The 27000-nt window shown below is 65.3% G+C and carries 21 protein-coding genes, 1 other RNA gene and 1 riboswitch; of the genes, 9 read left to right on the top strand and 13 right to left on the bottom strand.

Features of this window, described 5'->3' with window-relative positions:
- Nucleotides 1-94: 94 nt before the first annotated feature.
- On the top strand, nucleotides 95-703 hold the full coding sequence (locus EO139_RS05475; protein WP_104582993.1) for a TetR/AcrR family transcriptional regulator: 609 nt from the start codon (nucleotides 95-97) through the stop codon (nucleotides 701-703).
- Nucleotides 704-804: 101 nt separating this feature from the next.
- Here EO139_RS05475 and EO139_RS05470 read toward each other — a convergent pair whose 3' ends face one another.
- The 3 genes from EO139_RS05470 to EO139_RS05460 all read right to left on the bottom strand — a co-directional run bounded on the left by EO139_RS05470 (nucleotide 805) and on the right by EO139_RS05460 (nucleotide 5698).
- On the bottom strand, nucleotides 805-3579 hold the full coding sequence (locus EO139_RS05470) for a TonB-dependent receptor (RefSeq protein ID WP_164739740.1): 2775 nt from the start codon (nucleotides 3577-3579) through the stop codon (nucleotides 805-807).
- 239 nt (nucleotides 3580-3818) lie between these two features.
- On the bottom strand, nucleotides 3819-4655 hold the full coding sequence (locus tag EO139_RS05465; protein WP_180497030.1) for a hypothetical protein: 837 nt from the start codon (nucleotides 4653-4655) through the stop codon (nucleotides 3819-3821).
- 152 nt (nucleotides 4656-4807) lie between these two features.
- Entirely contained in the window at nucleotides 4808-5698 is an 891-nt protein-coding gene (locus tag EO139_RS05460) for an Hsp33 family molecular chaperone HslO (RefSeq protein WP_126969624.1), read from the bottom strand.
- A gap of 74 nt (nucleotides 5699-5772) precedes the next feature.
- On the opposite strand from EO139_RS05460, the gene mtgA reads away from it, so the two are divergent.
- From mtgA to EO139_RS05445, 3 genes are read left to right on the top strand one after another with little or no spacing between them, the layout of a single operon-like run.
- Entirely contained in the window at nucleotides 5773-6513 is a 741-nt protein-coding gene (mtgA, locus tag EO139_RS05455; protein WP_104582997.1) for a monofunctional biosynthetic peptidoglycan transglycosylase, read from the top strand.
- Nucleotides 6514-6515: 2 nt separating this feature from the next.
- Nucleotides 6516-7562 (top strand): glycosyltransferase family 2 protein, encoded by a 1047-nt coding sequence (locus EO139_RS05450; RefSeq protein ID WP_104582998.1) that lies wholly within the window; start codon nucleotides 6516-6518, stop codon nucleotides 7560-7562.
- Complete coding sequence (locus EO139_RS05445) at nucleotides 7522-7950, top strand: CBS domain-containing protein (RefSeq protein WP_104648196.1); 429 nt, start codon at nucleotides 7522-7524, stop codon at nucleotides 7948-7950. The genes EO139_RS05450 and EO139_RS05445 overlap by 41 nt, the downstream gene beginning before the upstream one ends.
- Nucleotides 7951-8592: 642 nt before the next feature.
- Here EO139_RS05445 and EO139_RS05440 read toward each other — a convergent pair.
- From EO139_RS05440 to EO139_RS05425, 4 genes are all read right to left on the bottom strand, one after another.
- Entirely contained in the window at nucleotides 8593-10548 is a 1956-nt protein-coding gene (locus EO139_RS05440) for an AsmA family protein (RefSeq protein WP_126969622.1), read from the bottom strand.
- Nucleotides 10549-10606: 58 nt separating this feature from the next.
- Entirely contained in the window at nucleotides 10607-11251 is a 645-nt protein-coding gene (locus EO139_RS05435; protein WP_126969620.1) for a hemolysin III family protein, read from the bottom strand.
- A 75-nt stretch (nucleotides 11252-11326) separates the two neighbouring features.
- Complete coding sequence (locus tag EO139_RS05430; RefSeq protein ID WP_126969618.1) at nucleotides 11327-12931, bottom strand: peptide chain release factor 3; 1605 nt, start codon at nucleotides 12929-12931, stop codon at nucleotides 11327-11329.
- A 137-nt stretch (nucleotides 12932-13068) separates the two neighbouring features.
- A complete protein-coding gene (locus tag EO139_RS05425) occupies nucleotides 13069-13989 on the bottom strand; it encodes a M23 family metallopeptidase (protein WP_119127744.1) in 921 nt (306 codons plus the stop codon).
- Nucleotides 13990-14117: 128 nt separating this feature from the next.
- Nucleotides 14118-14238, top strand: a riboswitch (SAM riboswitch).
- Between the two features lie 71 nt (nucleotides 14239-14309).
- Between EO139_RS05425 and EO139_RS05420 the strand changes: the two genes are divergently transcribed.
- Genes EO139_RS05420 through EO139_RS05410 form a run of 3 tightly spaced genes read left to right on the top strand, consistent with a single transcriptional unit; the run spans nucleotide 14310 to nucleotide 17640 of the window.
- Nucleotides 14310-15341: a homoserine O-succinyltransferase gene (locus EO139_RS05420; protein ID WP_126969616.1), complete on the top strand. Its 1032-nt coding sequence runs from the start codon at nucleotides 14310-14312 to the stop codon at nucleotides 15339-15341.
- The gene (locus EO139_RS05415) at nucleotides 15338-16555 is read left to right on the top strand and encodes an O-succinylhomoserine (thiol)-lyase (protein WP_104583004.1); all 1218 of its coding nucleotides are present in this window, start codon (nucleotides 15338-15340) and stop codon (nucleotides 16553-16555) included. The genes EO139_RS05420 and EO139_RS05415 overlap by 4 nt, the downstream gene beginning before the upstream one ends.
- Nucleotides 16552-17640, top strand: coding sequence for a homoserine dehydrogenase (locus tag EO139_RS05410; protein ID WP_164739158.1), 1089 nt, complete (start codon nucleotides 16552-16554; stop codon nucleotides 17638-17640). Before EO139_RS05415 ends, EO139_RS05410 begins: the two co-directional genes overlap by 4 nt.
- Nucleotides 17641-17842: 202 nt before the next feature.
- On the opposite strand, the gene EO139_RS05405 is transcribed toward EO139_RS05410, so the two are convergent.
- The gene (locus EO139_RS05405; protein ID WP_126969614.1) at nucleotides 17843-18838 is read right to left on the bottom strand and encodes an alpha/beta hydrolase; all 996 of its coding nucleotides are present in this window, start codon (nucleotides 18836-18838) and stop codon (nucleotides 17843-17845) included.
- A 113-nt stretch (nucleotides 18839-18951) separates the two neighbouring features.
- Nucleotides 18952-20334, bottom strand: coding sequence for an L-serine ammonia-lyase (locus tag EO139_RS05400; RefSeq protein WP_119127750.1), 1383 nt, complete (start codon nucleotides 20332-20334; stop codon nucleotides 18952-18954).
- Between the two features lie 85 nt (nucleotides 20335-20419).
- On the opposite strand from EO139_RS05400, the gene EO139_RS05395 reads away from it, so the two are divergent.
- On the top strand, nucleotides 20420-20653 hold the full coding sequence (locus EO139_RS05395) for a glutaredoxin family protein (protein WP_126945002.1): 234 nt from the start codon (nucleotides 20420-20422) through the stop codon (nucleotides 20651-20653).
- 674 nt (nucleotides 20654-21327) lie between these two features.
- Here the strand turns inward: EO139_RS05395 and EO139_RS05390 are convergent.
- From EO139_RS05390 to EO139_RS05380, 3 genes are read right to left on the bottom strand one after another with little or no spacing between them, the layout of a single operon-like run.
- Nucleotides 21328-21897: a YceI family protein gene (locus EO139_RS05390; protein ID WP_126945005.1), complete on the bottom strand. Its 570-nt coding sequence runs from the start codon at nucleotides 21895-21897 to the stop codon at nucleotides 21328-21330.
- A gap of 11 nt (nucleotides 21898-21908) precedes the next feature.
- Complete coding sequence (locus EO139_RS05385; protein ID WP_126945008.1) at nucleotides 21909-22472, bottom strand: cytochrome b; 564 nt, start codon at nucleotides 22470-22472, stop codon at nucleotides 21909-21911.
- A gap of 2 nt (nucleotides 22473-22474) precedes the next feature.
- The gene (locus EO139_RS05380) at nucleotides 22475-23140 is read right to left on the bottom strand and encodes a YceI family protein (RefSeq protein ID WP_119131161.1); all 666 of its coding nucleotides are present in this window, start codon (nucleotides 23138-23140) and stop codon (nucleotides 22475-22477) included.
- A gap of 96 nt (nucleotides 23141-23236) precedes the next feature.
- On the opposite strand from EO139_RS05380, the gene EO139_RS05375 reads away from it, so the two are divergent.
- Nucleotides 23237-26812: a hybrid sensor histidine kinase/response regulator gene (locus EO139_RS05375; RefSeq protein WP_126969612.1), complete on the top strand. Its 3576-nt coding sequence runs from the start codon at nucleotides 23237-23239 to the stop codon at nucleotides 26810-26812.
- On the opposite strand, the gene EO139_RS05370 is transcribed toward EO139_RS05375, so the two are convergent.
- Nucleotides 26807-26883, bottom strand: a non-coding RNA gene (locus EO139_RS05370) — sX9 sRNA. The genes EO139_RS05375 and EO139_RS05370 overlap by 6 nt on opposite strands.
- Nucleotides 26884-27000: the final 117 nt, after the last annotated feature.

The raw sequence follows: 27000 nt of genomic DNA, 5'->3' as shown, positions 1-27000 counted from the left end.
GGTATGGACGGTTAAGCCATTGAATCGTGGCAGTTGTGTGTCCGTTGTGTGATGCATACTGCAACTGACGCAAGCGTATGGTTAAATCGCGTCAATGAATGACATCCCCGACCCGAGCCTCACCACGCCCCGCGCCACGTCCGGTCGCGGCAACCGCCTCAGTGCGGACGATTGGGCGCAGGCCGCACTGGACCTGATCGCCGAACAAGGCGTGGGCGCCGTCGCAGTGGAGCCGCTGGCACGCCGTCTCGGCGTGACCAAGGGCAGCTTCTATTGGCACTTCCCCTCCCGCGATGCCTTGCTGCAGGCAGCGCTCGAACGCTGGGAGATCTTCGAACAGAAGGAAGTGTTCGGCAGCCTGGAAGACGTCCCTGACCCCAGCGCACGCTTGCGCGCGCTGTTCCAGCTGGTCGCGCACGAAGTCAAACCGCATGTCATCTACAGCGAACTGCTCAAGGCACTTGACCACCCGGCCGTGCGTCCGGTCATCGACCGCGTCTCGCAGCGCCGTCTCGACTACCTGATCGCCTCATTCCGCCAGGCCGGCCTGAGCCGCACCGACGCCCAACACCGTGCGCGCCTGGCCTACGCCGCCTACGTCGGTTTCCTGCAACTCTCGCTGCAGTTGCAGCAGCCCAAGCAAGCCCGCGAAGACTTCGAAGCCTACGTCGAGCATGTGATCCAGACGTTGATTCCGGGATAACCAGCACGCGTTGGGTGCTGAGTCCACCCTTTCCTTTTTGAACTTCAAACACAACTACGGCCCCATTTGGGGCCGTAGTTGTGTTCATCAGGCAGGCTCTATCAGAAGCGCTGACGGTACTGCATGTACATATAGCGGCCCGGCAGGTCGTACTGCGGGTCAAACATGTTGTACGCGGTGCTGTACGCGACCGGCGGATCCTTGTCGAAGGCGTTGTTCAAACCTACCGATACCGTCGCATTCCAAGGAGTGCTGTAACGCACCTGGATGTCGTGATACGTGGTCGCACCGATGTGGTTGCGCGGCGATGCGCCATCGGCAGTAACGCGGTCAGGCTCGGAGCAGTAAGCCTGCGCCAGTGTCGCCGACAACGGGCAGACTTCTTCCATGCCGGACTTGTAGCGCAGACCCCAATTGATGCCGAAATCGCCAAACGACCAGTCGACATAGAGGTTGGAACGAATGCGCCAGTACGGATCCTGATTCAGGTAACGACCCTGGAACTGTTCCAGCTCGGAGTCTGCAGTCGCCTTGGTTTCCCAGCTCGAAAGATAGGTCGAATCCCAGCTGATGGTGAACTGGCCGAAGGCCGTTTCCGGCAAGCGGTAGTTGATGCCCAGATCCCAGCCTTCAACCTTGTACGAGGCCAGATTCAACAGCGGCATATTGATGTTGGTGACGGTATAGGCACCATCGCTGTAGTTGGGGTCACGCGTGATCAGACCGCAATATTCAGCCTGCTCGCCAGCGCTGCCGCCATAGCACTTGTCCAGAATGAACTGTGCTTCCGGACGCGTGATGGCGTTTTCGATTTCGATCTGCCACCAGTCCAGGGTGACATTCAGGCCCTGCACGAAGCTCGGGCTGAACACAAAACCGAGGGTGCGGCTGGTCGATGTTTCCGGCTGCAGTTGCTCATTGGAGGTGTAGGTGAAAGGCTCCAGCGTCTGCTTGGCGCCGGTGCCTGCACCGGGCTGCACGAAATTGGCGGGCACGCCGGCTGCAGCACAGTTCTGGGCCACGACCGGATTGCTCAGCTGACCTGCCTGGATCGAGCAGGGATCGGCGTAGGTTTCAAACGAGTCGGCGTTGCCGGCAAACAGGTTGTTAATGCTCGGAGCGCGGAAGCCTTCGCTATAGTTACCGCGAATCATCAAGTCCTGGATAGGCTTCCAGCGGAAACCGAACTTGTTATTGACGGTATCGCCGAAGTTGCTGTAGTCCGAATAACGAGTCGCCAAGCTGAAGTCGAGCAGCTGGGCGCCCGGCAGATCTGCCAGAACCGGGACCGAGAGTTCCAGATAGAACTCGTCCAGGCTGTAGGAGCCTGCGGTCGGGCGCGCGCCGTTGCCGGTGCTGAGGCCTGCTGCGATAAACGCGTCCGGATCGAACTGGCCGCTCTCCTTGCGATACTCGTAGCCGGCAGCGAAGGCAAGCGGGCCAGCCGGGAGATCGACGATGTCGCCGCTGAGATTGGCTGTATAGCCCTTGGACTCGACGGAGGACGAATCGTGCGCGGTGAAGCTGGTGTAATCCAGCGCCGCCTGGCTGATCGAGCCACGCGGTCCCAGCGGATTGACCGGAACACATCCGGGAATCACATCACCGCCGGGCGCGGAAACGCATACCGGCACGCCGCCACGCAGCTCAGAGGGGCCGTAGGCGCTATTGAGGTTGGCGAGGTTGAACAGGCCGTAGGTCAGGTCGTTTTGGTCGGACTTGTCGTAGCGATAGCCCACATCCCAGTCGAAGCTATGGTCGGCAAATTCGAAGAAACCTTCCAGGCCACCGTAGAAGTGCCAGTTCTTGACGTTCTGATTGAACGAGCGGCCACCGGTTTCGATGAAGCGGCGGTTGACACCGGTCAGGTTCTGATCGAACGGGTTGTAGAGGCTATCTGCGCTCAAGGTCAGGCCGGTGACCGGCATTGCTGCCAGCAGCTGCTCGGACTTACGCTCGTTGTACATCGCCTCGGTACGGAACGTCACGTTATCGGTGAAGTTGAAGCTACCTTGAGCGAACAGCGAGGTGCGTTCCTGCGGGGTCAGCAGGTAATTGTCTGGCGCGGTGTTATAACCGTGGACGTTGGCCACGTAAGGCGTTTCGACGCCATTGATCAGGATGCGGCGCGCGCCATTGCGCACATACGAGCCCGGGAAGCCGGTACCGCTCTGACCGCTGAAGAACGGAGGACCGCCAGCAGAGATCTGCCGATCGCCCGCCATGACCGACTCTTCCTGCACGTAGGAAGCGCCCAGCAACAAACTTGCGCGGTCAGTGGTGGTGCCGATCGTGAAATCGTACGCCTGGCGCTGGCCATCGCCATCGCTGTACTGGCCAACGTTGACACCGGCCTCGGCGCCGTCGAAGTTCTTGCGGGTGATGATATTCACCACACCGGCAATGGCATCGGAGCCGTAAATCGTGGAAGCGCCATCTTTCAGGATGTCGATGCGCTCAACCATTGCAGTGGGAATGGTGTTGAGGTCGACGCTGCCGTCCAGGCCTGTGGTCCAGCGGCGGCCATTGACCAACACCAGGGTGCGTGCACTGCCGAGGTTGCGAAGCGCAATGCCGGAGCTGCCGTCGCCACCGTTGTTGAAGGTGCGGTTCAGCGCCGCGCCGTTGGCTGCCACGCGCTGCAACACATCGGCAACAGAGGTGACGCCCTGCTTGTCGATATCCTGACGGGTCAGCGTCAGGACGGGCTGCGACGTTTCAACGTCTGCGCTCTTAATGCGCGAACCGGTCACCTCGATCTTGTCGAGATTGGTGGTGCCGCCGGCTTCCTGAGCGATGGCGGTACCGGTACCGCCGACGCCCACGACAAGCGCGAGGACGACTGCATCGCGCAGCTTGTTGGACTTGCAATTCATTAGCTCTCTCTCCAAGTGATCTTGGGTACTGCCAAGGGTTGTTTGCCTGTCGGGGGTCCGAAGAAGCGGATCCAAAACGTCAGGGTGAACCGATGGTATATGCGTTATGCGAGAAATTAAAGTCCCGTTAACGAAAAAGAAGAAAGGTGTGAAAGGCGGCGTAGGGCACATGGCCAGAACGAAAAACGCCACCGGCTGCGGGCCGATGGCGTCACGTTAAATCATTTCAAATCAATGACTTAGAGGTCTTGCTCGTACCGGACGTACGGAATCGTACCGTCGCTGTTGCTCTCGTTGCTCGGCGCAAACGGGTTCTTGCCACGGGAAATCACGTTCTCGGCGCCGACCGTCAACTGGCCGCTCCAGGGGGTACGCCAGGTCAGGCCCAGGCCCAGGCCTTCCCACTTTTCCGGCTGGCCAGGGACATCGACGACGCGGCCGATGACGTTGGCGCTGAAGGCGCCGTAGCCGCCACCGACGCTCAGGGTCTTGCTGTCCCACTGGTCGGCGATCGCCGGAGAAACGTCGGCCAGCGGCACCAGGCGCGCGCGCGCATAGGTCCCGCCGATCGAAACGAAGCCCTCGCGGCCAATGTTCTTCTGCCCGAATACGGTCAGGTCGTTCTGTTCGACGCGGGTCAGCGGTGCCTTGCCGGCGCCGATCAACCAGGCCGGCAGTGTGTCGCGGCCAGTGCCGGCGGTGACGCCAGCGCGGGCGCCAGCGCGGTTGAAGCCCAGCGTGGCCGAGACGCGGCGCGATGCTGCGGCGCTGTCTTCCTCGTCGTCGCCAATGCCTGCAAGCAGACAGTGGCTGGCGAGTCCGTTGATGTTGGTGCCACGGCTGCTGTTGCAGATCAGGCCCAGCGAATCGCCCGAGGTCAGGCCGAAGGCCGCGTCCAGCGAGTTGCGACCGAAGTGCCAGCGTGCGCCAGCCTTCTGCTCGCCAGTGGGCTCCAGGTACAGAAAGGCTTCGACCTTTCCGCTGCCCTTGTTCCACACCGGCAGGATGGTGCTCTCGCGCAACTGCTGGGATGCCGACTGCGCGTGCGCACCCGTGGCTGCCGCGAGGGCAACCAGCAAAGCGAGCGGAAGGCGAAGAAGGTGTCGCATACCAGAGTTCAGACCCAGGGGCAGTTGTTAAGTTCCCGAGAGCGGGCAATCAGAATGCTAGGGCGTTTATGATTATTTAACAAGTAGCCGCGTTCCCCGGAATGCAGCACCAACGCTATCTATTGCAACCTTTCCGGCGCGTCCAATGACGGCTGCGCCTCGCTGAAAAGTACGTCCAGCGCGGTCAACGGAAAGTGATACTCACGCCCGCAGAACTCGCAGCGGACCTCGACCTCGCCAGTCGCCTCGGCAGCGGCACGCGCCTCGTCTTCGCCGAGGGACTGCAGCATCGAGGCGACCCGCTCGCGCGAACAGGAGCAGCCGAAGCTGAGCGGCTTGCTGCCCAGCAACTGGGTGTCTTCCTCGTGGAACAACCGGTGCAGCAGGTCCTCGCTGGCGACCGAGAGCAGTTCCGGTGCGCCCAGGGTGTCGAACAGGGCGCCGATGCGGGTCCAGCCATCGTTGTCGCCTTCGTCGCCAGGCAACTTTTGCAGCAACAGGCCGGCGGCCTGGTCCGGGCCTGCGGCCAGCAGCAGCCGGGTCGGCAGCTGCTCGGACTGATGGAAATAGGTTTCGAAGGCTTCGGCCAGGTCCGGCGCCTGCATGCCGACCAGGCTCTGGTAGCGCTGTGGTTCACGCGGGTCCAGGCCGGGGTTCTCGATGGTGATCGCCAGCAGCGCGGCCTCGCCCAGTTCGCGCAGGTCGGCGGGCGCATCGGCACCGCCGGCCAGCTGCACGATGCCGCGCAAGGTGCCGGCTGCGGTGCATTCGGCGAACAGGGTGCGCAGGGTCTGGTTGCCGCGCAGTTGCACCGACAGGCGCCCGTCGACCTTGGTGTGTCCGGTGAACAAGGCTGAGGCCACCGCTGCTTCGCCGAGCAACTGGCGGGCGGCGGGCGGGTAGTCGGCCGCTCCCTGGATGTCGTGCCAGGCCTGGGTCAGGCGCACATGGACGCCGCGCACGCCAGCGGCAGGCAGCAGGAAACGGGAAAGCTGATCGTGGTCGGTCATGGGGACATCGGACGTAAGGGACGCCGGTTGCCGGATAATGCAACGAGCATCGGAATGAAAGGTCGTAGCGAACAATGGGGACGGATGCATTGGATGGCAAGCAGGTGGCGCCAGCGCGGCGCGCGGGGCGCTGGCTGCGTTGGCTGTTGGCGGCCCCGCTGCTGTTCGCTGCCGCGAGCGTGCTGCAGGTGCTGGTGCTGCGGGTGATCGATCCGCCGGTCAGCAGCATGATGGTGGGGCGCTATCTGGAAGCCTGGGGCGAGGGCGACTGGCGTTTTTCGCTGCACCAGCAATGGCGCGACTACGACAGGATCGCCGCCAGCCTGCCGATTTCGGTGGTGGCTGCGGAGGATCAGCAGTTTCCGCTGCATCACGGCTTCGACCTGCAGGCGATCGAAAAGGCGCGCGACCACAATGCGCGCGGCGGACGCGTGCGCGGGGCCAGCACGATCAGCCAGCAGGTCGCCAAGAACGTGTTCCTGTGGCAGGGCCGCAGCTGGCTGCGCAAGGGCCTGGAGGCCTGGTACACGGTGCTGATCGAGTTGCTGTGGCCGAAGCAGCGCATTCTGGAGATGTATCTCAACGTGGCCGAGTTCGGCGACGGGGTGTACGGCGCGCAGGCCGCTGCCCGGCAGTTCTGGGGCAAGGATGCGGCGGGGCTGTCGCCGGGCGAATCGGCGCGTCTGGCAGCGGTACTGCCTTCGCCACGCCGCTATGACGCACGTCGTCCCGGCGCCTATGTGCAACGGCGGGCGGCATGGATCCAGCGGCAGGCACGCCAGCTGGGCGGCCCCGCGTATCTGCAGGCACCATGAGCATGCAGACATCCGGCCCCGCCCAGCTGCCGTTGGCAGCAGACCGCCTGACGGTGGTGATTGCGGCCTATAACGAAGAGACCAGCATTCCGCAGCTGCATCCGCGCCTGTGCGCGGTGCTGGCCGGCTTGCATGGCGTGCAGACGCATGTGCTGTATGTCGATGATGGCAGCAGCGACGGCACCTGGAGCGTGTTGCAGGCGCTTGCCGATGCCGACCCGCAGGTGAGCGCGGTGCGGCTGTCGCGTAATTTCGGCAAGGAAGTGGCCATTTCTGCCGGCCTGGACCATGTGTTGCCCGGTGCGGTGGTGCTGCTCGATGCCGATGGACAGGACCCGCCGGAGCTGATTCCCGAATTCGTCGCGCTGTGGCGCGCCGGTTACGACAACATCTTCGGCACGCGGATTTTTCGCGAGGGCGAGAGCTGGTTGAAGCGCAGCGCGGCGCATGCGTTCTATCGGGTGATCCGGCAGTTGTCGCGCACGCCGATTCCCGCCGATACCGGGGATTTCAGGCTGCTGTCGCCGCGGGTGGTGGAGGCCTTGCAACAGCTGCGCGAGCGCCACCGTTTCATGAAGGGGCTGTTTGGCTGGGTCGGGTTTCGCCAGGTGGCGCTGCCGTATCGGCGTGCGCCGCGGCTGTCGGGGCGCAGCAAGTTCACGGTGTGGCGGCTGTGGAACTTCGCGCTGGATGGCATCACCAGTTTTTCCACCGTGCCACTGCGCGCGGCGACCTATCTGGGCTTGCTTACCGCGCTGGTGGCATTCCTGTTCGGTGGCTGGGTGGTGATCAAGGCGGCGCTGATGGGCGACCCGGTGGCCGGCTGGCCGACCATGATGTCGGTGATCCTGTTCCTTGGCGGCATCCAGCTGATTGCCCTGGGCCTGATCGGCGAATACCTGGGCCGGTTGTATGACGAGGCCAAGCAGCGTCCGCTGTACCTGGTCGATACCCACCGCGGCGTGGTGGGAGTAGTCTGCGACCACCAGACCAAGCGCGGAGCGGGCCATGCAGACCGTACGACAGCTATTGGGGACCAAGCAGGTTGAGGTATTCGCCGTGGCGGCAGACGCTGCAGTGATCGAGGCGATCCGGATGATGGCCGAGAAAGGCATCGGCGCGGTATTGGTGATGGACGGACCACGGCTGGTCGGCATCGTGTCCGAGCGCGATTACGCGCGCAAGGTGGTGCTGCGCGACCGCGCTTCATCGACCACCAGTGTTGCCGAGATCATGAGCACCCAGGTGGTGACGGTGTCGCCGTCGGACACGGTGGAGCGCTGCATGCAGTTGATGACCGACGGACGCTTCCGGCATCTGCCGGTGCTGGACAACGGGCGCGTGCAGGGCGTGATTTCCATCGGCGATCTGGTCAAGGCGGTGATCGAGCGCCAGCAGCACGATATCGATCAATTGCAGCGTTACATCGCCAGCTAGAGCCGTGCCGGCTGGGTTCCCTGCGTCTTGCCTTGAACGGCGCTTCTGCCCGGGCTGGCTTGATGAGTGTGGCGGGCAGAGAGATGAGTGTCAGGGCGCTTGATGTGAAGCCTGCTGCAGGGTCCTTGCCCGCCCACCATCGCGGGACACGCCGCAAGTACGTCCTTGTAGGCTCTTACGCGGCATCCATGCCGCGTAAGGTCCCGCGACGGTGAGCGGGCAAGGACCTGTCGGGATATTCGGTGTGCATGGTCCAAGCAATGCACGATGCGTTTGTTCGATAGCGATGCGGCTCAACGTCCGATCCCCTTCGTGCTACCAGAAGCTTTTTCACGTGGCCATCGACCGACTTTTTGGTGCGGTGTCTTCGCCGATTGCAGGACCGAGTAGCGGAAGGGATGCCGCCACCGAGCTTCCAGGGACGAATTCACGGCGTGTCCTGCGAGCGGTAAGGTGCCGCGCACGACTCACCGAGCGTTCGACTGGGCATCTTGACTGCAAGAACCGATGCCGCTGTTCGCCATCGCTGCGTGTGTCTGTTGAGAAGTGCACTCGTCAAAGACAATGCATACGCTCAACACGTTGCCACCATCGCTACAGCGTCTGGCTGGTTTGCTGGTCGCTCAGGGTCTTGCCGCGAGCTTACTTCGCGAACTTGCCACCGCAGTCGCTGTCCTTGCCCGGACCCGGTTCGAAGGTCGCGAGCAAGGCGGCGGGCGGGGCGATCATGCCCAGGCCGACTGCAAGTGCGCCACGCAGGCCCAACGCCTTGAAGTCGGGACGGAATGTCGGGTCCTTGAAGCTGCCGCCGATCCGCAACGGCGAGCGCAGACTCAGGATGCTGCGGTCTTTCGGGCGCGGGCGCAGCAGCAGGTCCAGCGTCTCGTCCTTCAAGCTGATGCTGCCTTCGCCAACGATGATGGTGTCGGTGCTGTCGAAGGCCAGCGCACGCGATTGCATCAGGCCGTCCTGCACCCCGAAGTCGCCGAAGATGCAGCGCACCGGAATCTGACGGTCCTTGGTGACCAGATATTTCAGCGACTCGGCGATATCCAGCCCGGCCAGTTCCATGATCAGGTTGCCGACATGCCCACGGCCCATGCCGACGCCGATCGTGCCGTCGGCGGTACTGAGCATCGCGCCGATCGAGTTGCCGCGGCCACGCAGATCGAACTCGCCGCCGATGGCACCCGAGGCTTGCTTGGCAAGTGTCGTGTCGGGGAACAGCTGATCCAGCCGGATGCCGCGAAGGCCAGCCTTGAGCTGCGTGGTGATCACCTCGTTGCGCGCATCCATGCGGATGGTGGAGCGGATGTCGCCGCCGGCAACGCCGAAGTTGAGCGGGTCCAGCTGCAGCAGACCGTCCTTCAAGGTCAGTGAGGCGTCCATGTCGTCCAGCGGCCATGATGGCGCATTGATGCGCTGCGCGCGCCAGCGCACCTGCGCATCCATCGCACGCAGCTTGGACAGGTCATAAGGCGTGCTGGGCAGCACGCGGGCGCTGGCTGCGAGTTGTGCGGCCTGCTTTTTCTGTTCGGCGTTTGCCGACTCGTTCGCGCCGGTCTTCGGCGGTGCGCCGACAAAGCCTGCCAGGTCGTCGAAATCCAGGCGTTTGGACGCCAGATCCGCACGCAGGAACGGACGCTTGTTGCGCAGGTCCACTTCCGCGGTACCTGACAGATCGCTATCGCCGGCGGTGCCGGTGAACTTTTCGTAGCGCCAGAGCTGGCCGTTGCGGCGCAGATGACCATCGAGCTTGTACGGCGGCGTCGACGGCATGGCTACGCCGGTCAGCGGATACAGATCCTGCATGTCCTGACCGCTGAGTGCCATTTGCAGATCGAAGACCTGGAACTGGAACGGGTTGGTCAAGGTGCCGCGCACGTGCGTGCGGGTGGCGCCGGCGCTGCCGCGCAGATCGATACGGAACGGATGCTCGCTCTGACTCAGCTCCAGCGGCGAGGCGGTGTTGCCCTTGAGCGTGAAGGGATAGCCCTTCCAGCGGCCCTTGCCATCGATGCCGATGGGCGCCGCACGCTGGTCGCTGCTCGGCGGGGCGAGGCTGTTGATTGCCACATCCACATCCGAGCGATTGGCTGCATCGATGTATTGCAGGCGCCCGCTGTTCACCAGCAGGCGGCCAAGGCGCGGCATGGTGCCATCGCCATCGTCCTGATCGAAGACCCAGTTGCTGGGATGGGTGTCGTCGCCGGCTTCCAGCAGGACGGTCGGGTGATCCAGACGGATTTCCGGCAGACGCAGCTTGCCGCGTAGCAGCGGCCACAACTCGACATCGATCTCGGCCGAGTTGAGCTCGGCCATCGGCCCGCGCTTTGACCATGCTGCATTGGCCAGGCTCAGCCGATTGCCGCGCACCGTGGTCGTGCGGCCCAGCTTTACATCCAGATAGCCGAGGTGGAATTCGCGACCGGTCTTGGCACTGACCAGGCGCTCGACCGGGCCACGCAGCCAGTTCCATTGGAACAGCAGCACGAAGACCACCACGATGGCGGCGACGATGGCGAACCCGGCCAGCCAGCGTCGACGACGTGGCGTGGGGGAAGGAGATGCAGCTGAGGTGTCGGTCACGTTGTTCACGCGGGCCATGGTTGGCGATGGCTCGTGCACGGCGCGCGAACGCGCCGCAGATCGTGCCTCACATGACCTGCGCAATCACCGCAACGAAGTGGCAAGCGCTGCCGGCCAGCACGAACAGGTGCCAGATTGCATGGAAATAGCGCTGGGTGTCGCGCTGGTAGAAATACGTGCCCAGCGTATAGAAGAGTCCGCCGGCCAGCAGCCAGCACAGAGACCAGGTATCGACAGAGCGCAGTAAGGGCTGGATCGCCACGACGATCAGCCAGCCCATCGCCAGATACAGCACCGTCGACAACAGGCGGAAACGACCGGTGAAGAACAGTTTGAAGATCACCCCGGCGGCGGCAATCGTCCAGATTGCGGTAAACAGTCCCCAGCCCCAGGAGTCACGCAGATTGATCAGCGTGAACGGGGTATAGGTCCCGGCGATCAACAGATAGATCGCGCAGTGATCGAGCACCTGCAGGCGCGCCTTGGCGCCCGGATGCGGAATGGCATGAAACAGCGTGGAGGCGACGTACAGCAGTACCAGGGTGGCGCTGAAGACGATGGAGGTGGCCAGTTGCCAGCCATCGCCATAGATGGCGGCCAGCGTGATCAGCACCGAGCCGCCAGCCAATGCAGCAATGGCACCCAGGCCGTGGGTCACGGCGCTGGCTATCTCGTCGCGCAGGTCGGTCGAGGGGGAGGCGTCTGCGTTCATGCCAAAAAGGTACCGCAATTGCGAGCAATTCGCATCGCCGGCAGGTGCGGTTGCGCGCCTTGGTTCAAGCCGCGGTCAATCGATCGCCCTGGCATGCGCATGCTCGCGCGTGGCAGAGAAACGTACGTCCGGCGCGCGTTCCTGCGCCAGCTGCAGGTTCACCCGCGTCGGGGCGAGATAGACCAGCTGGCCGGCGGCGTCGATCCCCAGATTGCCGGCATTTTTCTCGCGGAACTCTTCCAGCTTCTTGGCGTTGTCGCAATGCACCCAGCGCGCGGTGGTGACGCTCACCGGTTCGAAGATCGCATCCACGCCGTATTCGTCCTTGAGCCGGTAGGCCACCACGTCGAACTGCAGCACACCCACTGCGCCCAGGATCAGGTCGTTGCTCATCAACGGGCGGAAGAACTGCGTGGCGCCTTCTTCGGACAGCTGCGCCAGGCCCTTCTGCAACTGCTTGAGCTTGAGCGGGTCGCGCAGGCGTGCACGCCGGAACAGTTCCGGTGCGAAGTTGGGAATGCCGGTGAACGACAGCGATTCGCCTTCGGTAAACGTGTCGCCGATGGAGATGGTGCCGTGGTTGTGGATGCCGATGACATCGCCCGGCCAGGCTTCGGCGGCGATCTCGCGGTCGGAGGCCATGAAGGTCAGCGCGTTGGCCAGCTTGACGTCCTTGCCGCTGCGCACGTGCAATGCCTTCATGCCGGCGGTGAACTTGCCCGAGCACACGCGCATGAAGGCCACGCGGTCGCGATGCTGCGGGTCCATGTTGGCCTGGATCTTGAAGACGAAGCCGCTGAGCTTGGCCTCGGTCGCCTCGACCCGGCGGCCGGTGGTGTCGCGCGCCTGCGGTGGCGGCGCGTGCTCGACGAAGAAATCCAGCAGTGGTTGCACGCCGAAGTTGTTGACGCCCGAGCCGAAGAACACCGGCGTCTGCTGGCCGGCGCGGTACGCCTGCAGGTCGAACGGATTGCTGGCGCCTTGCACCAGTTCCAGTTCGTCGCGCAGTTCGGCCAGCATCTGTGCGCCGATCTTTTCGGCCAGGCCCGGGGCATCCAGCGACGGGAAGATGGTCGAATCCTGGCGGGTGAAGTTGCGGCCCTGTTCGTACAGGTGCACCTCGCCTGTGATCAGGTGCACCACGCCCTTCAGGCGCTGGCCCATGCCGATCGGCCAGGTGACCGGGGCGCACTGGATGCCGAGCACGGTTTCGACTTCATCCAGCAGGTCGATCGGGTTCTTGCCCTCGCGATCGAGCTTGTTGATGAAGGTCATGATGGGGGTGTCGCGCAGGCGGCAGACTTCCATCAGCTTGATGGTGCGTTCTTCCACGCCCTTGGCGACGTCGATGACCATCAGCGCCGAGTCCACGGCGGTCAGCACCCGGTAGGTGTCCTCGCCGAAGTCGGCGTGGCCGGGGGTGTCGAGCAGATTGACGATCTTGCCCTCGTACGGGAACTGCATCACCGAGGAGGTGACCGAGATACCGCGCTCCTTTTCCAGCGCCATCCAGTCCGAGGTGGCGTGACGGGCGGCCTTGCGGCCCTTGACCGAGCCGGCCATCTGGATCGCACCCCCGAACAGCAGCAGCTTTTCGGTCAGCGTGGTCTTGCCCGCATCGGGGTGGGAAATGATGGCGAAGGTGCGGCGGCGCGCGGCTTCGTTGGAGACGTCGGACATGGGCTGAGCGCGCCCGGTCGGACGCCTGCGGAAACTGAGGAAGCCGGTGATTATAGCGGCTTCGCCGCGGCGGGCCTCTGTGGCCCTGGCCTGGGCCTTGCCGGTCGGTAGCCCGGCGCTCGCCGGGCGGCCGTCACTCACGGTGCCGGCGAGGGGAACTGCAATTCGCCCTGGGGGCCCAGCATCCGGAACGGCAACGCGATCAGGCGCAGGTCCGCATTGCGCTGGAGCGCGAAATGCAGGTGCGGGGCGGTGCTGTAGCCGGTATTGCCAGAGGCGCCCAGGCGCTCGCCGGTGCGCACCACCTGGCCCGGGCGCACCGCCACGCCATCGGGCGCCAGATGGGCATAGATGGCCATGCTGCCGTCGGCATGCAGCACCCGCACCAGGTTGCCGCCGGCGGCGGCCTGGTCCTGCGGGCCGCCTTCGATGACATCCTGCCGCACCTCCATCACCACGCCCTCGCGCGCTGCCAGCACCGGCGTGCCCTGCGGCAATGCAAAGTCCACCGCATACCAGTTGGGCGCATCGGCATGGCTGAAGGCCCCGCCGAAGCCCTGGTCCACGCGTATCGGCGCATCGCGGAATGGGAGCCGGTAGCGCACCTGCTGCTGCGGGCGGGCCTGCGGATCGCCGGGCACCAGATCGAGCGTGAGTCCCAGGCCGGCCAGGCTGCGCTGGTTGCTGGCCGGATACAGCCGGGCGAGCAGCCGGCGCTCGTGTGCCGCCAGTTGCACCGTCAGCGGCAATGCCGGCACGGCGCGATAGTCCTCGCTGGGCGGTGCGCTCAGCTGCACCTGTGCGGGTCCGGCCAGCGGGTTGCTGACCCAGGCCAGGTAAGCCGGAGCCTGCCACTCCAGTTGCAGTGACGGGCCGATGTCTGCCGATGCAGCCGCAGTCTGCGCAGCTGCGACCGCTGGCGAGCTCGCAGGCGTGTTCGCGGCACCGGGCCAATGCCAGCGCAGCTGCGCGTTGGTCGGCGCGATACACGCCAGGGCCGCAATGATGAAAGACCGGGCGAGGGCGGTCGGGGTGCTGCGAGACACGTGGTGGGGCACGTGATCGGCTCAACTCAAGGGGCCTCAAGTATGCGGTCCATCACAGGCCGGAGTGGTATCGGATGAAAATATATCTTTCCATCCGCATGAAGAGATTGACATCGCAAAAAAGCGGTGGCATCTTGGCTCCACCATCGAGACCGGCGGAGGGACAGGCCCTTTGATGCCGGGGCAGCCAGCGGAGCGCGCAAGCGCCCGCGTTTGGTGCCAAATCCTGCGGGGACCACCGCGTCCGCCGAAAGATGGTTCGAATCGTGCCTTGCGCACGTCGAACGCGAGCTCCCGCGAAGCTCGATGGCCGATCCACCCCGGATATCGCCATGAGCCTCGTGAATACAGCATCGCCGTCCACACCCGATTACATCGATATACCCGCTGCCACTGATGACGGCGTGCTTGCCGTGCGCGGCGAACTGGTCATTGCCCTGCCGATGCGCCATGCCGGCATGCGCGAGCTGCGGCTGCGCTATGAACTGGTCGGCGCCGCCAATGCACCTGTGGTGTTCGTGGCCGGCGGGATTTCCGCGCATCGCCATCTGGCCGCCAGCGGCCTGTTCCCTGAGAAGGGCTGGGTGGATGGCTTGGTCGGTGCCGGCCGCGCGCTGGATCCGGCCTCGCGGCGCCTGTTGTCGTTCGATTTTCTCGGCGCCGACGGCACGCTGGATGCGCCGATCGATACCGCCGACCAGGCCGATGCGATCGCCGCCTTGCTGGATGCGCTGGGTATCGCGCGGTTGCACGGCTTCGTCGGCTACTCGTATGGCGCGCTGGTCGGCCTGCAGTTCGCCAGCCGCCATGCCGCCCGCGTCGGCACCCTGATTGCGGTCAGTGGTGCGCATCGCGCGCATCCGTATGCCGCCGCCTGGCGCGCACTGCAGCGCCGTGCGGTGGCGCTGGGCCAGCTGCAATGCGCCGAAAATCATGGGCTGGCACTGGCACGGCAGTTCGCCATGCTCAGCTACCGCACCCCGGAAGAATTCAGCGAGCGCTTCGACGCGCCGCCGGAAGTGATCAACGGCCGCGTGCGCGTGGCCGCCGAAGACTACCTGGATGCCGCCGGCGCGCAGTATGTCGCGCGTACACCGGTGACCGCCTACCTGCGGCTGTCCGAGTCCATCGACCTGCACCGCATCGACCCGGCACAGGTACGCGTGCCCACCGTCGTCGTTGCGGTGGAGGGCGACCGCCTGGTGCCGCTGGCCGACCTGGTCAGCCTGGTCGAAGGGCTGGGGCCGCGCGGCAGCCTGCGCGTATTGCGCTCGCCGTACGGCCACGACGCCTTCCTGAAAGAAATCGATCGCATCGACGCGATCCTCGCCACTGCCCTTCGCCCCACCGGAGAAACCGCATGAGCTTTCGTGACCCCGCCGACGCCCCCTGTACCGCTGCCACCGCCGCCGTCCGCGCCGGCATCGACCGCGACACTGCCTATGGTGCGGTGACGCCGCCGATCGTGCTGTCGTCGAATTTCTCCTTCGACGGGTTCGGCAACAAGCGCCAGTACGACTATACCCGCAGCGGCAACCCGACCCGTGACCTGCTCGGCGAAGCGCTGGCCGAGCTGGAAGGTGGCGCCGGCGGGGTGATCACCTCCACCGGCATGGGCGCGATCAACCTGGTGCTCAATGCGTTGCTGCAGCCGGGCGACACCCTGGTGGTGCCGCACGATGCCTACGGCGGCAGCTGGCGGCTGTTCAATGCGCTGGCCAAGAAGGGCCACTTCGCGTTGGTCACCGCCGACCTGACCGACCCGCGTTCGCTGGCCGACGCGCTGGCGCAGTCGCCCAGGCTGGTGCTGATCGAAACCCCGTCCAACCCGTTGTTGCGCATCACCGATCTGCGCTTCGTCATCGAGGCGGCAAAGAAGGTGGGCGCGCTGACCGTGGTGGACAACACCTTCCTGTCGCCGGCACTGCAGAAGCCGCTGGAGTTCGGCGCGGACCTGGTGCTGCACTCCACCACCAAGTACATCAACGGCCACAGCGATGTGGTGGGCGGTGCGGTGGTCGCGCGCGATGCCGAGCTGCACCAGCAGCTGGTGTGGTGGGCCAATGCGCTGGGCCTGACCGGGTCGCCGTTCGATGCCTTCCTCACCTTGCGCGGCCTGCGCACGCTGGACGCGCGCCTGCGCGTGCACCAGGAAAACGCCGACGCGATCGCCGAGCTGCTGGACGGCCATGCGGTGGTCAATCAGGTGTATTTCCCCGGCCTGGCTGCGCATCCGGGTCATGCGCTGGCCGCGCGCCAGCAGAAGGGCTTCGGCGCGATGATGAGTTTCGAGCTCGATGGTGGCGAAGCTGCGGTGCGCGCGTTCGTCGATGGCCTGCGCTACTTCACCCTGGCCGAGTCGCTGGGCGGTGTGGAAAGCCTGATCGCGCATCCGGCCTCGATGACGCATGCGGCGATGACCGCCGAAGCACGCGCTGCCGCCGGGATTTCCGATGGCCTGCTGCGGCTGTCGATCGGGATCGAATCGGCCGAGGATCTGTTGATCGACCTGCGCGCCGGCCTGGCGCGTGCCGAAGCAACGCTGACCACCGCAAGCCGCAAACAGGTCGACGCGTGAGCACCGTGCTGCCTGTTTCGCGCCGCGCTTCGGCGGCAGCGGTGACGCCGACGCCACGGCTGGCCCTGCTGGGCACCGGGACGGTGGGGCGCGCGTTCGTAGCGCGCTACACCGCGCTGCAGGAGCGCCAGCTGCAGTTGCCGCGCTTCGACTGGCTGGCCAATTCGCGGATTGCCCACGATTGCGGCACCAGCGCCGCGCAGGCCTTGCAACAGGCAAACGCCGCGCCGCGTGGCCAGGCCGTGCTGCAACCCTGGGCAGAAACCACCGCCTTGCGTGCCGGCGATCTGCTGGTGGACGCGACCGCCAGCGATGTCGTTGCCGATTGGCACGTGGAATGGCTGCTGCGTGGCGTGCACGTGGTCACTGCCAACAAGCTGGGCCAGGGCACCGCGTTGTCGCGCGCGCAGGCCTTGCACGCGGCACGTCACGCCAGTGGTGCGCACTACGGCGACAGCGCCACCGTCGGGGCGGGGCTGCCGGTGTTGAGCAGCGTGCGCGCGCTGGTGGCGGGCGGCGACCATATCCATTCGATCGAAGGCGTGTTGTCCGGGTCGCTGGCCTGGCTGTTCCATCGCTACGACGGCAATGGTGCGTTTTCCGATTGCGTGCGTGAGGCGATGGCGGCCGGCTATACCGAGCCGGATCCGCGCATCGACCTGTCGGGTGAGGACGTGCGGCGCAAGTTGCTGATCCTGGCACGCGCGGCGGGCTGGCAGCTGGAAGCCGACCAGGTGCATGTGGAATCGCTGGTGCCCGCGCGCATTGCGCGGCTGCCGCTTGACGCATTGGATGCGCAGCTGGGTGCGCTGGATGAGGTCGTCGGCGCGCGCTGGCAGCAGGCGCGCGCTGCAGGACGCTGCCTGCGCTTTGTGGGCCGCGTGGATGCGCATGGCGCCAGCGTCGGCTTGCGCGAGCTGGCGCTGGATCACCCGCTCGCCGGTGGCGCCGGTACCGATAACCGTGTCGCCATCAGCAGTGATCGCTATCGCCAGCAGCCCCTGCTGATCCAGGGGCCGGGCGCGGGCGCGGAGGTGACTGCGGCCGCGTTGCTGGATGACGTGTTGCGGATTGTGGCCGGCTAATAGGGGAAGAACGCGGACAGGCGCTGCCTCCGCCTGAGGGCAGCTGCCGGTGCACATGCAGTCGGTGGCATCATCGGCTGCACGGCTGGTCCGCTGTCCGTTCTATACGTTGCAAACGCATCGCAGCTGCAGCTCGCCCGTTCGCGGGCTGCAGCTTCCACAGATGCGTTGGTCATGCCGATCGCTTTGCCGTCGGCACTGCTTACTGCGCAATCGCCTTCAACAACGCGGCATTGAAACGTGTCGGGTCCTGCACCTGCGGCGAGTGGCCGAGGTCGGCGAACTCGACCAGCGTCGCGTTCGGGATCGCCTGCGCTGCCCGCTTGCCCAGCTTGGTGTAATCGCCGACCCGTGCCTTGACCTCGGGCGGCGCGGTGTCCTTGCCGATCGCGGTGCGGTCCTTGAGGCCGATGAACAAGGTGGTGGGCACGGCGAGCCTGGGCAGTTCGTAGACCACCGGTTGGTTGAATACCATGTCGTAGGTCAGCGCCTGGTTCCAGGCGACCGCCTGCCTGCCGTTGCCCAGCGACATGCCGGCCTGCATGCGCGCCCAGCGTTCGAACTCGGGCTTCCATTGGCCGGCGTAATAGACCTCCATCTGATACTTCTTGATGCGTTCGAAACTGATCTTCAGTTCGTTGTCGTACCACGCATCGACGCTGCGCCACGGAATGCCTTCGGCCTTCCAGTCTTCCAGTCCGATCGGGTCGACCAATGCCAGGTGCTCGGTGGCCTGCGGATACATCAGTGCATAGCGGATGGCGAGCATGCCGCCCATTGAATGACCGACCACCACGGCACGTTCGATGCCCAGCTTCTTCAGCAGTGCCTGCGTGTTGTCGGCCAGCTGCGCGAAGGAAAACTGATAGGCGACCGGTTTGCTGGATTTGCAGAAGCCGACCTGGTCCGGCGCGATGACGCGATAGCCGGCCTTGCTCAGTGCGGCAATGCTCTGCTCCCAGGTGGCGGCGCAGAAGTTCTTGCCGTGCAGCAGTACGGCGGTACGCCCGTTGGGCTTGCCGGTGGGCGCGACATCCAGGTACGCCATTTCCAGCGGCTGCTGTTGCGAGGTGAACGCGAAGGTCTTGACCGGGTAGGGGTAGTCGAAGCCCTCCAGGCGTGGGCCATAGCGGGTTTCCTGCGCCATCAGGGGGCCGCAGGCAAGGGCAAGGGCGAGAGTGCAGGCAAGCTGTCGCATCGCGATCTCCGTCGGAATCCAGCGTCAGACGGTACACGGGGAAATGTCGTGGGGACGTACAGCGTCGCTGCGCCGGGTGGACAGGCATGGCGCGGCCCAGGGCCGCGCCCGGCTCAGCATTCGATGACGTTCACCGCCAGCCCGCCGCGGCTGGTTTCCTTGTACTTGTCCTGCATGTCGCGGCCGGTGTCGCGCATGGTCTTGATGACCTTGTCCAGCGACACCTTGTGCTTGCCGTCGCCGCGCATGGCCATGCGGCTGGCGTTGATCGCCTTGACCGCGCCCATCGCGTTGCGTTCGATGCACGGGATCTGCACCAGGCCGCCGATCGGGTCGCAGGTCAGGCCCAGGTTGTGTTCCATGCCAATCTCCGCGGCATTCTCGATCTGCCCGGGATTACCGCCCAGCGCGGCGACAAGGCCACCGGCCGCCATCGAGCAGGCCACGCCCACTTCGCCCTGGCAGCCGACCTCGGCGCCGGAAATGGAGGCGTTCTCCTTGTAGAGAATGCCGATGGCCGCAGCGGTGAGCAGGAAGTCGAAGATGCGCTGCTCGGACGCGCCGGGGCAGAAACGGTCGAAGTAATGCAGCACCGCCGGTATGATGCCGGCCGCGCCGTTGGTGGGCGCGGTGACCACACGGCCACCAGCCGCGTTTTCTTCGTTGACGGCCAGGGCGTACAGGTTGACCCAGTCCAGCGTGGTCAGCGGATCGCGCATCGCCGCTTCCGGTTTGGAGGAGAGCTCGCGATACAAGGCCGGCGCGCGCCGCGAGACGTTCAGGCCGCCGGGCAGTGTGCCTTCCTGGCGGATGCCGCGCTCCACGCAGGACTGCATTGCCGCCCACAGCTCGCGCAGGCCGGCGCGAATCTCGTCCTCGCTGCGCCAGCTCTTTTCGTTTTCGAACATCAGCGCGGCGATGCTCAGGCCACTGCGCGCGCATTGCGCGAGCAGTTCGTCGCCACTGAGGAAGGGGTAGGGCAACGGCGTTTCGTCGGCCACGATGCGGTCGTCGGCGGCATCGTCCTGGTTGACCACAAAACCGCCACCGACCGAGTAGTAATCGCGCGTGGCGATCACCGCCTCATCGGCGTCGTAGGCGGTGAAGCGCATGCCGTTGGTGTGGTACGGCAGCTTCTGCCGCTTGTTCATCGGCAGGTCGCGCTTTTCGTCGAAGGCGATGGCGTGCTGGCCCATCAGGCTGATGCGCTTGCTGGCGCGGATGCGCTCCAGCGTTGCGGGGATGATGTCCGGATCGATCAGGTTGGGGCGGTGGCCCTCCAGGCCAAGCAGCACGGCCTTGTCGGTGCCATGGCCGCGGCCGGTCAAGGCCAGCGAGCCGAAGACTTCGGCGCGGATGCGCACCACATCGGGCAGGCGGCCGGCGTCGAGCAGCCAGCGATGCACGAAGCGCTCGGCCGCGCGCATCGGCCCCACGGTGTGGGAGGAACTCGGACCGATGCCGATCTTGAACAGGTCGAACGTGCTGACAGCCATGCTTGCCGGAGAGGTGAGCGTAAAGGCGGCTATTCTAGTCGGTCGGCGATTGCGGCACGGCTGCAGCGCAGCATGAGACCTCCCGATGGCCTTGATCCTTTACCAGCGCGACGACTGCCACCTGTGCGACCAGGCCGTGGAAGTGCTGGCGCAGGCACGCGCTGGCGAGTTCAGCAGCGTCTTCATCGACGGCGATGCGGCGCTTGAGGCCGCTTATGGGGAGCGTGTGCCGGTGCTGTGCGATGCGGATGGGCGCGAGCTGGACTGGCCGTTCGACAGCCGGCGGTTGCGCGAGTGGTTGGATGCCGGCACGCGATGATGCGGCTTGCGCGCACTCGGCACGCGCCAGATGTGGATTCTGAGCGGCTGAAAACGACGTCGCGCCGGTCTGGTGCGGAGCGGATGATCTGGGCCTTCGCTGCAAGGCGTCCGATCTGCTGCTTGGCTGCCGGACCCTTGCCCGCCCACCATCGCGGGACACGCCGCAAGGACGTCCATGTAGGCTCTTACGCGGCATCCATGCCGCGTAAGAGCCCGCGACGGCGGGCGGACAAGGGCCAGTCGAGCTGGTCGGTGTGTATGGTTTTCAACAGAGCAATCGGCAAAGTTCTGGTGCGGTGTCTTCGCCGGTTGCGGGACCGTGTGGCGGCACGGATGCCGCCACCGAGCCCAGGGACGGGTTCACGGCGTGTCCCGCGAGCGGTGAGGGCGCCGCGCCATCGACCGATTTCGCCTGAACTTCGAGCTGTCGATGCTGTTCCGCGACCAGGCGGCCGCGGCTGAACTGGCCGGCTTCAGCGTTTGACCTTGGCTTTTGACTGCACCCAACAAGATGGGGCCAACAAACTCATTTTGTCGGCAGCCCGTTCAGCCGTACCCGGGGTGGATGCCTAGCTGTCGCGCGGTGTCATCCTGTTCCCAGGCATAAAAAAACGGCGGACCCGACGAGGTAGTCCGCCGTTCAATGGCCGCGTCCGGTTGCGGCCGATGGCGTTACTTCGCCTTGAACACGACCTTGGTGCTGATCGCGGTTTCGTTAGGGATGGTCTTGGTATCGGCCCAGTCGCCGCCGCCCACGCCGAAGTCCAGGCGCTTGACCGTCGCCTTGCCGGCCAGCACCGGCTGCGCGCCCGGGGTCCAGGTGAAGGTCAGCGTGACCGGCTTGCTGACGCCGCGCAGCTCCAGGGTGCCGTCGGCAGCGTACTGGTTGCCGCCGAGTGCGCGGAACTTGTCGGCGCGGTAGCGTGCGGTGGCGAACTTGGCGACGTTGAAGAAATCCGGGCCCTGCAGGGTCGAATCACGGTCGTTGTTGCCGCTGACGGCGCTGGCCAGCGGGATGCGCACATCGAGCTTGGCGCCGGCCAGGTTGGCCGGGTCGAAATGCAGCGTGGTGTCGAAACCGGGGAACTTGCCGGTGAAGACTTCGCCGTCGTACTTGCTGGCGAACACCAGCGACGAGCCGGGCGCCTGCACGTAGTCGGCAGCGAGGACCGGGGCGGCGGCGAACGTGGCCACCAGGGAGGCGGCGACCAGTAGGGGAGAGGCGAACAACTTGGACGACATTGGGGAATCCTTTAAGGTTTGGAAGAGAGCCAACCGCGCGGCAGCATCCGCACCAGGGTGGCGTCACGCTGGAACAGGTGGTGGTAGAGCGCGGCGCCGGCATGCGCCAGCACCACGGCAATCAGCAACCAGAAGCCCCATTCGTGGATGAAGTGCGCAATCGCGCGCAATTGTTCGTCCGGCGGGCTGAGCTTGGGGACGGCAAACAGGCCAAACCAGCGGAACGGGCGCAGGCCGCTGGTGGAGTCGTACAACCAGCCCGACAGCGGCATTGCGAAGATCATCGCGTACAGCAGCCAGTGGGTCAGCCCGGCGATGCGTTCCTGCCAGCGCGGGGTGCCGGCCACCGGCGGCGGCGCGCCCGCATAGAGGCGCCAGCCCAGCCGGACGACCACCAGTGCCAGCACGGTCAGGCCCACCGATTTGTGCGCGGTGTAGACCCAGAAGTATTTCGGCGTCTTGGGCAATTCGCCCATGGTCAGGCCGACGATGCCCAGCACCAGGATCAGCAGTGCGATCAGCCAGTGCAGGGTCTGGCTGACACCGCCCCAACGTTCGACGTTCTTCAGGGTCATGCTCAGGATTCCGGGCTGGTGGCAGTGTCGGCGGCGGGTGCGTTTTGTGGCTGTGGCTGCGGTTGCGGCGCGTCGTCGTCGGCGCGGCCTTCGCGCACGGCTTCGGCTTCGATGCGCAGTTCCACTGTATCGCCGATCATCGATTTCCACGCGTCGATGCCGAACTCCGCACGGCTCAGCGTGGCCGTGGCCGAGAACCCGGCGGTGCGCCGGAACGGCGGCAGCGGATGGCGCTTGAGCGCATTGAGGGTGACATCCAGGGTGACCGGGCGGGTGACCCCGTGCAGGGTCAGATTGCCGGTGACCCTGGCGTGGTTCTGCCCGCTGGCTTCCACCTGCGTGGAGACGAAATGCGCGTCGGGAAACCGCTCGGCGTCGAGTAGGTTGCGGGCCAGCGTGGCCTCGTTCCACTTGGCATCGCCCAGGTCGGCGCGGTGCAGGGGCACGGTGACGTCCAGGCGCGCCGCAGCCCAGTCGTCCGGGTCGAACACCAGCGTGCCGCTGCTTCCGGAAACGGTGCCCAGTGCCTTGGAAAAGCCGGCGTGTTCGACCGCGAACAGCACCCGCGTGTGCACCGGATCCAGCGCGTAACGCACCGGCGCGGCGGTTGCGGCAAGGCTGGTCACGGCCAGGGCGGGAAGCAGCAACAGGCGGGCGAGGGTTGTCATGGGCGGATTCTAGACATATCCCGCTGCAGCGCGCTTGGCTTGCGCTCGCAACGATCCGTTGCGAGCATGCGGGCTGGACGTGGAAAGGATGCCCACATGCGTGCGCTTGTTGTTTTGCTGGTCTTGCTGCTGGGCGCAATGCCCTGTGTGGCGAAGATTCCGGAGATTCCGCGTTTCCGGATCGTGGGTCCCAGCGACGGACTCCCATCGACCATGGTGGTTGCGATCCACCAGGATCGCGCCGGTTATCTATGGCTTGGCACCCTGGATGGTCTGGTGCGGTACGACGGCGCAGGATTCAGGACCTGGCGACATGATCCTTCCGACCCGGCATCGTTGCCCTGCAACGCGATCCAGGCGCTGCACATCGACGCGCTTGACAGGATATGGATCGGCTGCGGCAAGACGCTGAGCGTCATGGATGCCGGGCGAGGCCATTTCCGGCACTACCGCACGGTCGACTATCCGTTGATGAAGGACGGCGAGATCTACAGCATCACCGCGTTCGACGGCGATATCTGGGCCGGAACCACGACCGGCGCACTGATTCGCATCGATACCTCTGGGGCGATGTCGTCGGTGGATCTGGGTGCGGTCGATGGCGACCTTGACCAGGCCATGGTCATGAATCTTGCGGCGGACAACCGGCAGCGGCTGTGGATCGGGACGAGCAGTGGCCTGGCGTACTACGACGGAAAACGTCTGCACCGCGTCTATGTCCCGGACGAACCGAACCGTCAGTCTGCCATCTTCGGTCTGCAATGGGCGGGGGACCGTCTGTGGCTGGGGAGCGAGTCGGGGTTGCACGTCATGGGCCCGGACGATCAATGGCCGCCGCTGCCCTGGGGGACGATGTTCGGCACCGGCAACGAGTTCTGGGGTGCAGTGGCTGCCCCGGACGGCGAATTCTGGTTGGGAAGTGGACGCGGTCTGTGGCGGACCCGCGGCGAGCGTCCACCGGTCCCTGCCTTCAGCGGAGAGGGGGCATTGTCACGCCGTAATGTCATTGGCCTGCTTGGAGCCGCTGATGGCGGGCTATGGGTTCCGATGCATGGCACCGGCCTTGGGTATTTGCCGGCAGACTGGAAGCGCACAGCCGTGCTCAAACCGGCGGTGCCGACGGGTGATGCCATCTATTGCAACCTGGCCCCGGCCACACGTTCTGGTGGCTTGTGGCAGGTCGATGCGGAAGGTCGCTTGTTGCGCGTCGATCCAAGCACTGGCGACACGTTTCAGACAGGCTTGCAGTCGTCGCAACTCAAGGACATGGAGTTGGTGTCGGCGCTGGAGGATCGCCTGCAACGTGTCTGGCTGGGCAATCTGAGCTTTGGCCTTTCCCGCATGGACCTGCGTACCGGTGAATTCATCCACTGGCCGTCCGATGGCCCTGAACCGGCGTCGGCGCTATCGGCGCCTGACTGGATCATCGAGGATGGCGATACGGTGTGGATGGCCTTCATCGACATGCTGCAGCAGCGTGATTTGCGTAGCGGGCGTGTCTTGCAGCGCATCACGCAGCAGGACTTGCACGGCTTGCGCGATATCGCCGTACAGCAGCTGGAGCAAGGCCCGGACGGACGTGTCTGGGTTGCAGGCGAAGGCGGCATGTTTGCCTGGGACGAGGCGTCACACCAGTTCGTGCCGGTTGCAGGGCTGGAAGGGACACAGATCCAGGCGTTTGCCAGCCAATCGCCGGAGATGGTGTGGGTGTATCGGGCCGTCGGTGCAGAACAATGGAAGAAAACCGCAACACGTTGGGTGCGCGTGCTTCAGGTGGGCCAGGCCGACGGCCTGACCGGGTTCGACGCGTCCGCAATGCGGATCGACCCGCGTGGCAGGGTCTGGATTTCCAGCTTGCGCGGGCTATGGCGCATCGACCCTTCGGTGACGCCGACACGCCTACGCAACATCGGGACACGCGATGGATTGACCAGCCAGGAGTTCATTCAGCATTGTCTGCTGATGGCGGGCGATACCCTGATCGGCGCGACCAGCGATGGCTCTACCGTGCTGCTGGATACCGCAATGCCCGATATCGCACCGTTTGTTCCGGCACTGCAGCTGGAACATGTCAGCGTGCTACGCAACGGTGCTCGCATCGCGTTGCCAATGGATCGCCCGTTTCAGCTGGGACCTGGAGATCGGCAGTTGCAGATCGTCAGCCGTCTGCTGTCGTACAGCGACCCGTTGTCCAATCGTTACCGCAGTTTCTTGAAAGGCTTCGACACCGAATGGCAGACCTCGGGCAACGCGGGAATCCGAGAATTCGCCAGCTTGCCTGCCGGTAACTACGAGCTCACGCTGCAGGGGGTGGACCCGCTGGGCAATCGCTCACAGATGCGCTCTCTGCGGTTCTCGGTCAATCCACCATGGTGGCGCAGTGACGCAGGCATCGCGCTCATTTTCCTGCTCGTGCTGCTGCTGGGCGCATTGCTTGCGGCTGCCTATCGCCGCCGTGTGCGCATGCGCGCGCAATGGCAGCTGGCCCAGCACAAACGCGAGCTGGCCGAACAGGCCTCGTTGGCCAAGACGCGCTTTCTGGCGACCCTCGGGCATGAGGTGCGCACGCCGATGACCGGTGTGCTGGGCATGAGCGAGTTGCTGCTGCAGACGCCATTGGACGGACGTCAGCAGGGCTATGCCAGCGCGATCCAGTCGGCAGGCAAGCATCTGCTGCGGCTGGTCAACGATGCGCTGGATCTGGCGCGGATCGAAGCCGGCAAGCTGCCGCTGGATTATCGCGACTTCGACCTGCGCCAGCTGATCAGGCAGGTGGCCGAGCTGGTGCGCCCGAGCGCCGAGCAGAAGCAGTTGGCCTTTGCGTGCGAGCTGGATGACGCGTTGCCGCCGGCATTGCACGGCGATGCCAGCCGGGTGCAGCAGATCCTGCTCAACCTGTTGTTCAATGCGGTCAAGTTCACCGAGCGTGGCAGCGTCAGCCTGCGTGTGGCGGTGGCGCCGCAACGCCCCGGGCGAGGCATCCGGATCGAGGTGTGCGATACCGGCCCGGGCATGAGCGCAGAACAGCGCGGGCGCCTGTTCCAGCGCTTCGAGCAGGCCGAAGGCGCAGTGACGCTTGCCCGGCATGGCGGCAGCGGCCTGGGCCTGGCGATCTGCCGCGAACTGGCGGCGGCGATGGGCGGTGCGGTGACGGTCAGCAGTGAACTGGGGCAAGGCGCGTGCTTTGTGGTCGAGCTGCCGCTGCGCTGGGTGAGTGCGCTGCCCGCGGTGCCTGCGTCTGCCCGCGCAACCTCGCCGCAGGCCCAGGCGCCATTGCAGTTGCTGCTGATCGAAGACGACCCGACCGTGGCGCAGGTGATCGTTGGCCTGCTGCAGACCCGTGGCCACCAGGTCACCCATGTCCTGCATGGTCTGGCGGCCTTGGCCGAGCTGAGTACGCGCAGCTTCGACGCGGGCCTGTGCGACCTGGACCTGCCAGGCATCGACGGTGCGGCACTGGTGACGCAGTTGCGCGCGCGCGGCGTGCGCTTTCCGATCGTCGCGGTCACCGCACGCGCCGATGCCGACGCAGAGCCGCAGGCGATGGCTGCCGGCTGCAATGGCTTCCTGCGCAAGCCGGTCACCGGTGAGTTGCTGGCACAGGCACTGGCGGGTGTGCTGGCAGATGCCGCCGATGCGCACGCCGCCCGGCTGGCGACTCACGGCGGCTAACGAAACGTGGCAAGCGCGCGGCAGCTGGATGCGGCCGGCGCGCCCAGCGCCGGAGCGTACAGGTGGCACACGCGGGTTCCGAGCACTGCCGCGGCCGCCTGGCGGCGCAGCGCTTTCGTCGGCCGCTCCGAGGTCATTCCGAAGCCACCTGCCGTGGAGCCGGAACGGTGCGGTCCCGTCAGGGAGTC

This window comes from Xanthomonas sp. BRIP62411 (assembly GCF_003993525.1).
Taxonomy (GTDB): Bacteria; Pseudomonadota; Gammaproteobacteria; order Xanthomonadales; family Xanthomonadaceae; genus Xanthomonas; species Xanthomonas euroxanthea.
The sequence above is the reverse complement of the archived record's forward strand: the minus strand, read 5'-3'. Positions and strand labels throughout refer to the sequence as shown.

Excerpts from the sequence above, each read along its gene's own strand:
- EO139_RS05445 (WP_104648196.1), top strand. The coding sequence starts at position 7,522 with ATGCAGACCGTACGACAGCTATTGGGGACCAAGCAGGTTGAGGTATTC.
- EO139_RS05470 (WP_164739740.1), bottom strand. The coding sequence starts at position 3,579 with ATGAATTGCAAGTCCAACAAGCTGCGCGATGCAGTCGTCCTCGCGCTT.
- EO139_RS05405 (WP_126969614.1), bottom strand. The coding sequence starts at position 18,838 with ATGCGACAGCTTGCCTGCACTCTCGCCCTTGCCCTTGCCTGCGGCCCC.
- EO139_RS05450 (WP_104582998.1), top strand. The coding sequence starts at position 6,516 with ATGCAGACATCCGGCCCCGCCCAGCTGCCGTTGGCAGCAGACCGCCTG.
- EO139_RS05420 (WP_126969616.1), top strand. The coding sequence starts at position 14,310 with ATGAGCCTCGTGAATACAGCATCGCCGTCCACACCCGATTACATCGAT.
- mtgA (WP_104582997.1), top strand. The coding sequence starts at position 5,773 with ATGGGGACGGATGCATTGGATGGCAAGCAGGTGGCGCCAGCGCGGCGC.
- EO139_RS05395 (WP_126945002.1), top strand. The coding sequence starts at position 20,420 with ATGGCCTTGATCCTTTACCAGCGCGACGACTGCCACCTGTGCGACCAG.
- EO139_RS05400 (WP_119127750.1), bottom strand. The coding sequence starts at position 20,334 with ATGGCTGTCAGCACGTTCGACCTGTTCAAGATCGGCATCGGTCCGAGT.
- EO139_RS05380 (WP_119131161.1), bottom strand. The coding sequence starts at position 23,140 with ATGACAACCCTCGCCCGCCTGTTGCTGCTTCCCGCCCTGGCCGTGACC.
- EO139_RS05385 (WP_126945008.1), bottom strand. The coding sequence starts at position 22,472 with ATGACCCTGAAGAACGTCGAACGTTGGGGCGGTGTCAGCCAGACCCTG.
- EO139_RS05475 (WP_104582993.1), top strand. The coding sequence starts at position 95 with ATGAATGACATCCCCGACCCGAGCCTCACCACGCCCCGCGCCACGTCC.
- EO139_RS05415 (WP_104583004.1), top strand. The coding sequence starts at position 15,338 with ATGAGCTTTCGTGACCCCGCCGACGCCCCCTGTACCGCTGCCACCGCC.
- EO139_RS05460 (WP_126969624.1), bottom strand. The coding sequence starts at position 5,698 with ATGACCGACCACGATCAGCTTTCCCGTTTCCTGCTGCCTGCCGCTGGC.
- EO139_RS05430 (WP_126969618.1), bottom strand. The coding sequence starts at position 12,931 with ATGTCCGACGTCTCCAACGAAGCCGCGCGCCGCCGCACCTTCGCCATC.
- EO139_RS05390 (WP_126945005.1), bottom strand. The coding sequence starts at position 21,897 with ATGTCGTCCAAGTTGTTCGCCTCTCCCCTACTGGTCGCCGCCTCCCTG.
- EO139_RS05375 (WP_126969612.1), top strand. The coding sequence starts at position 23,237 with ATGCGTGCGCTTGTTGTTTTGCTGGTCTTGCTGCTGGGCGCAATGCCC.
- EO139_RS05435 (WP_126969620.1), bottom strand. The coding sequence starts at position 11,251 with ATGAACGCAGACGCCTCCCCCTCGACCGACCTGCGCGACGAGATAGCC.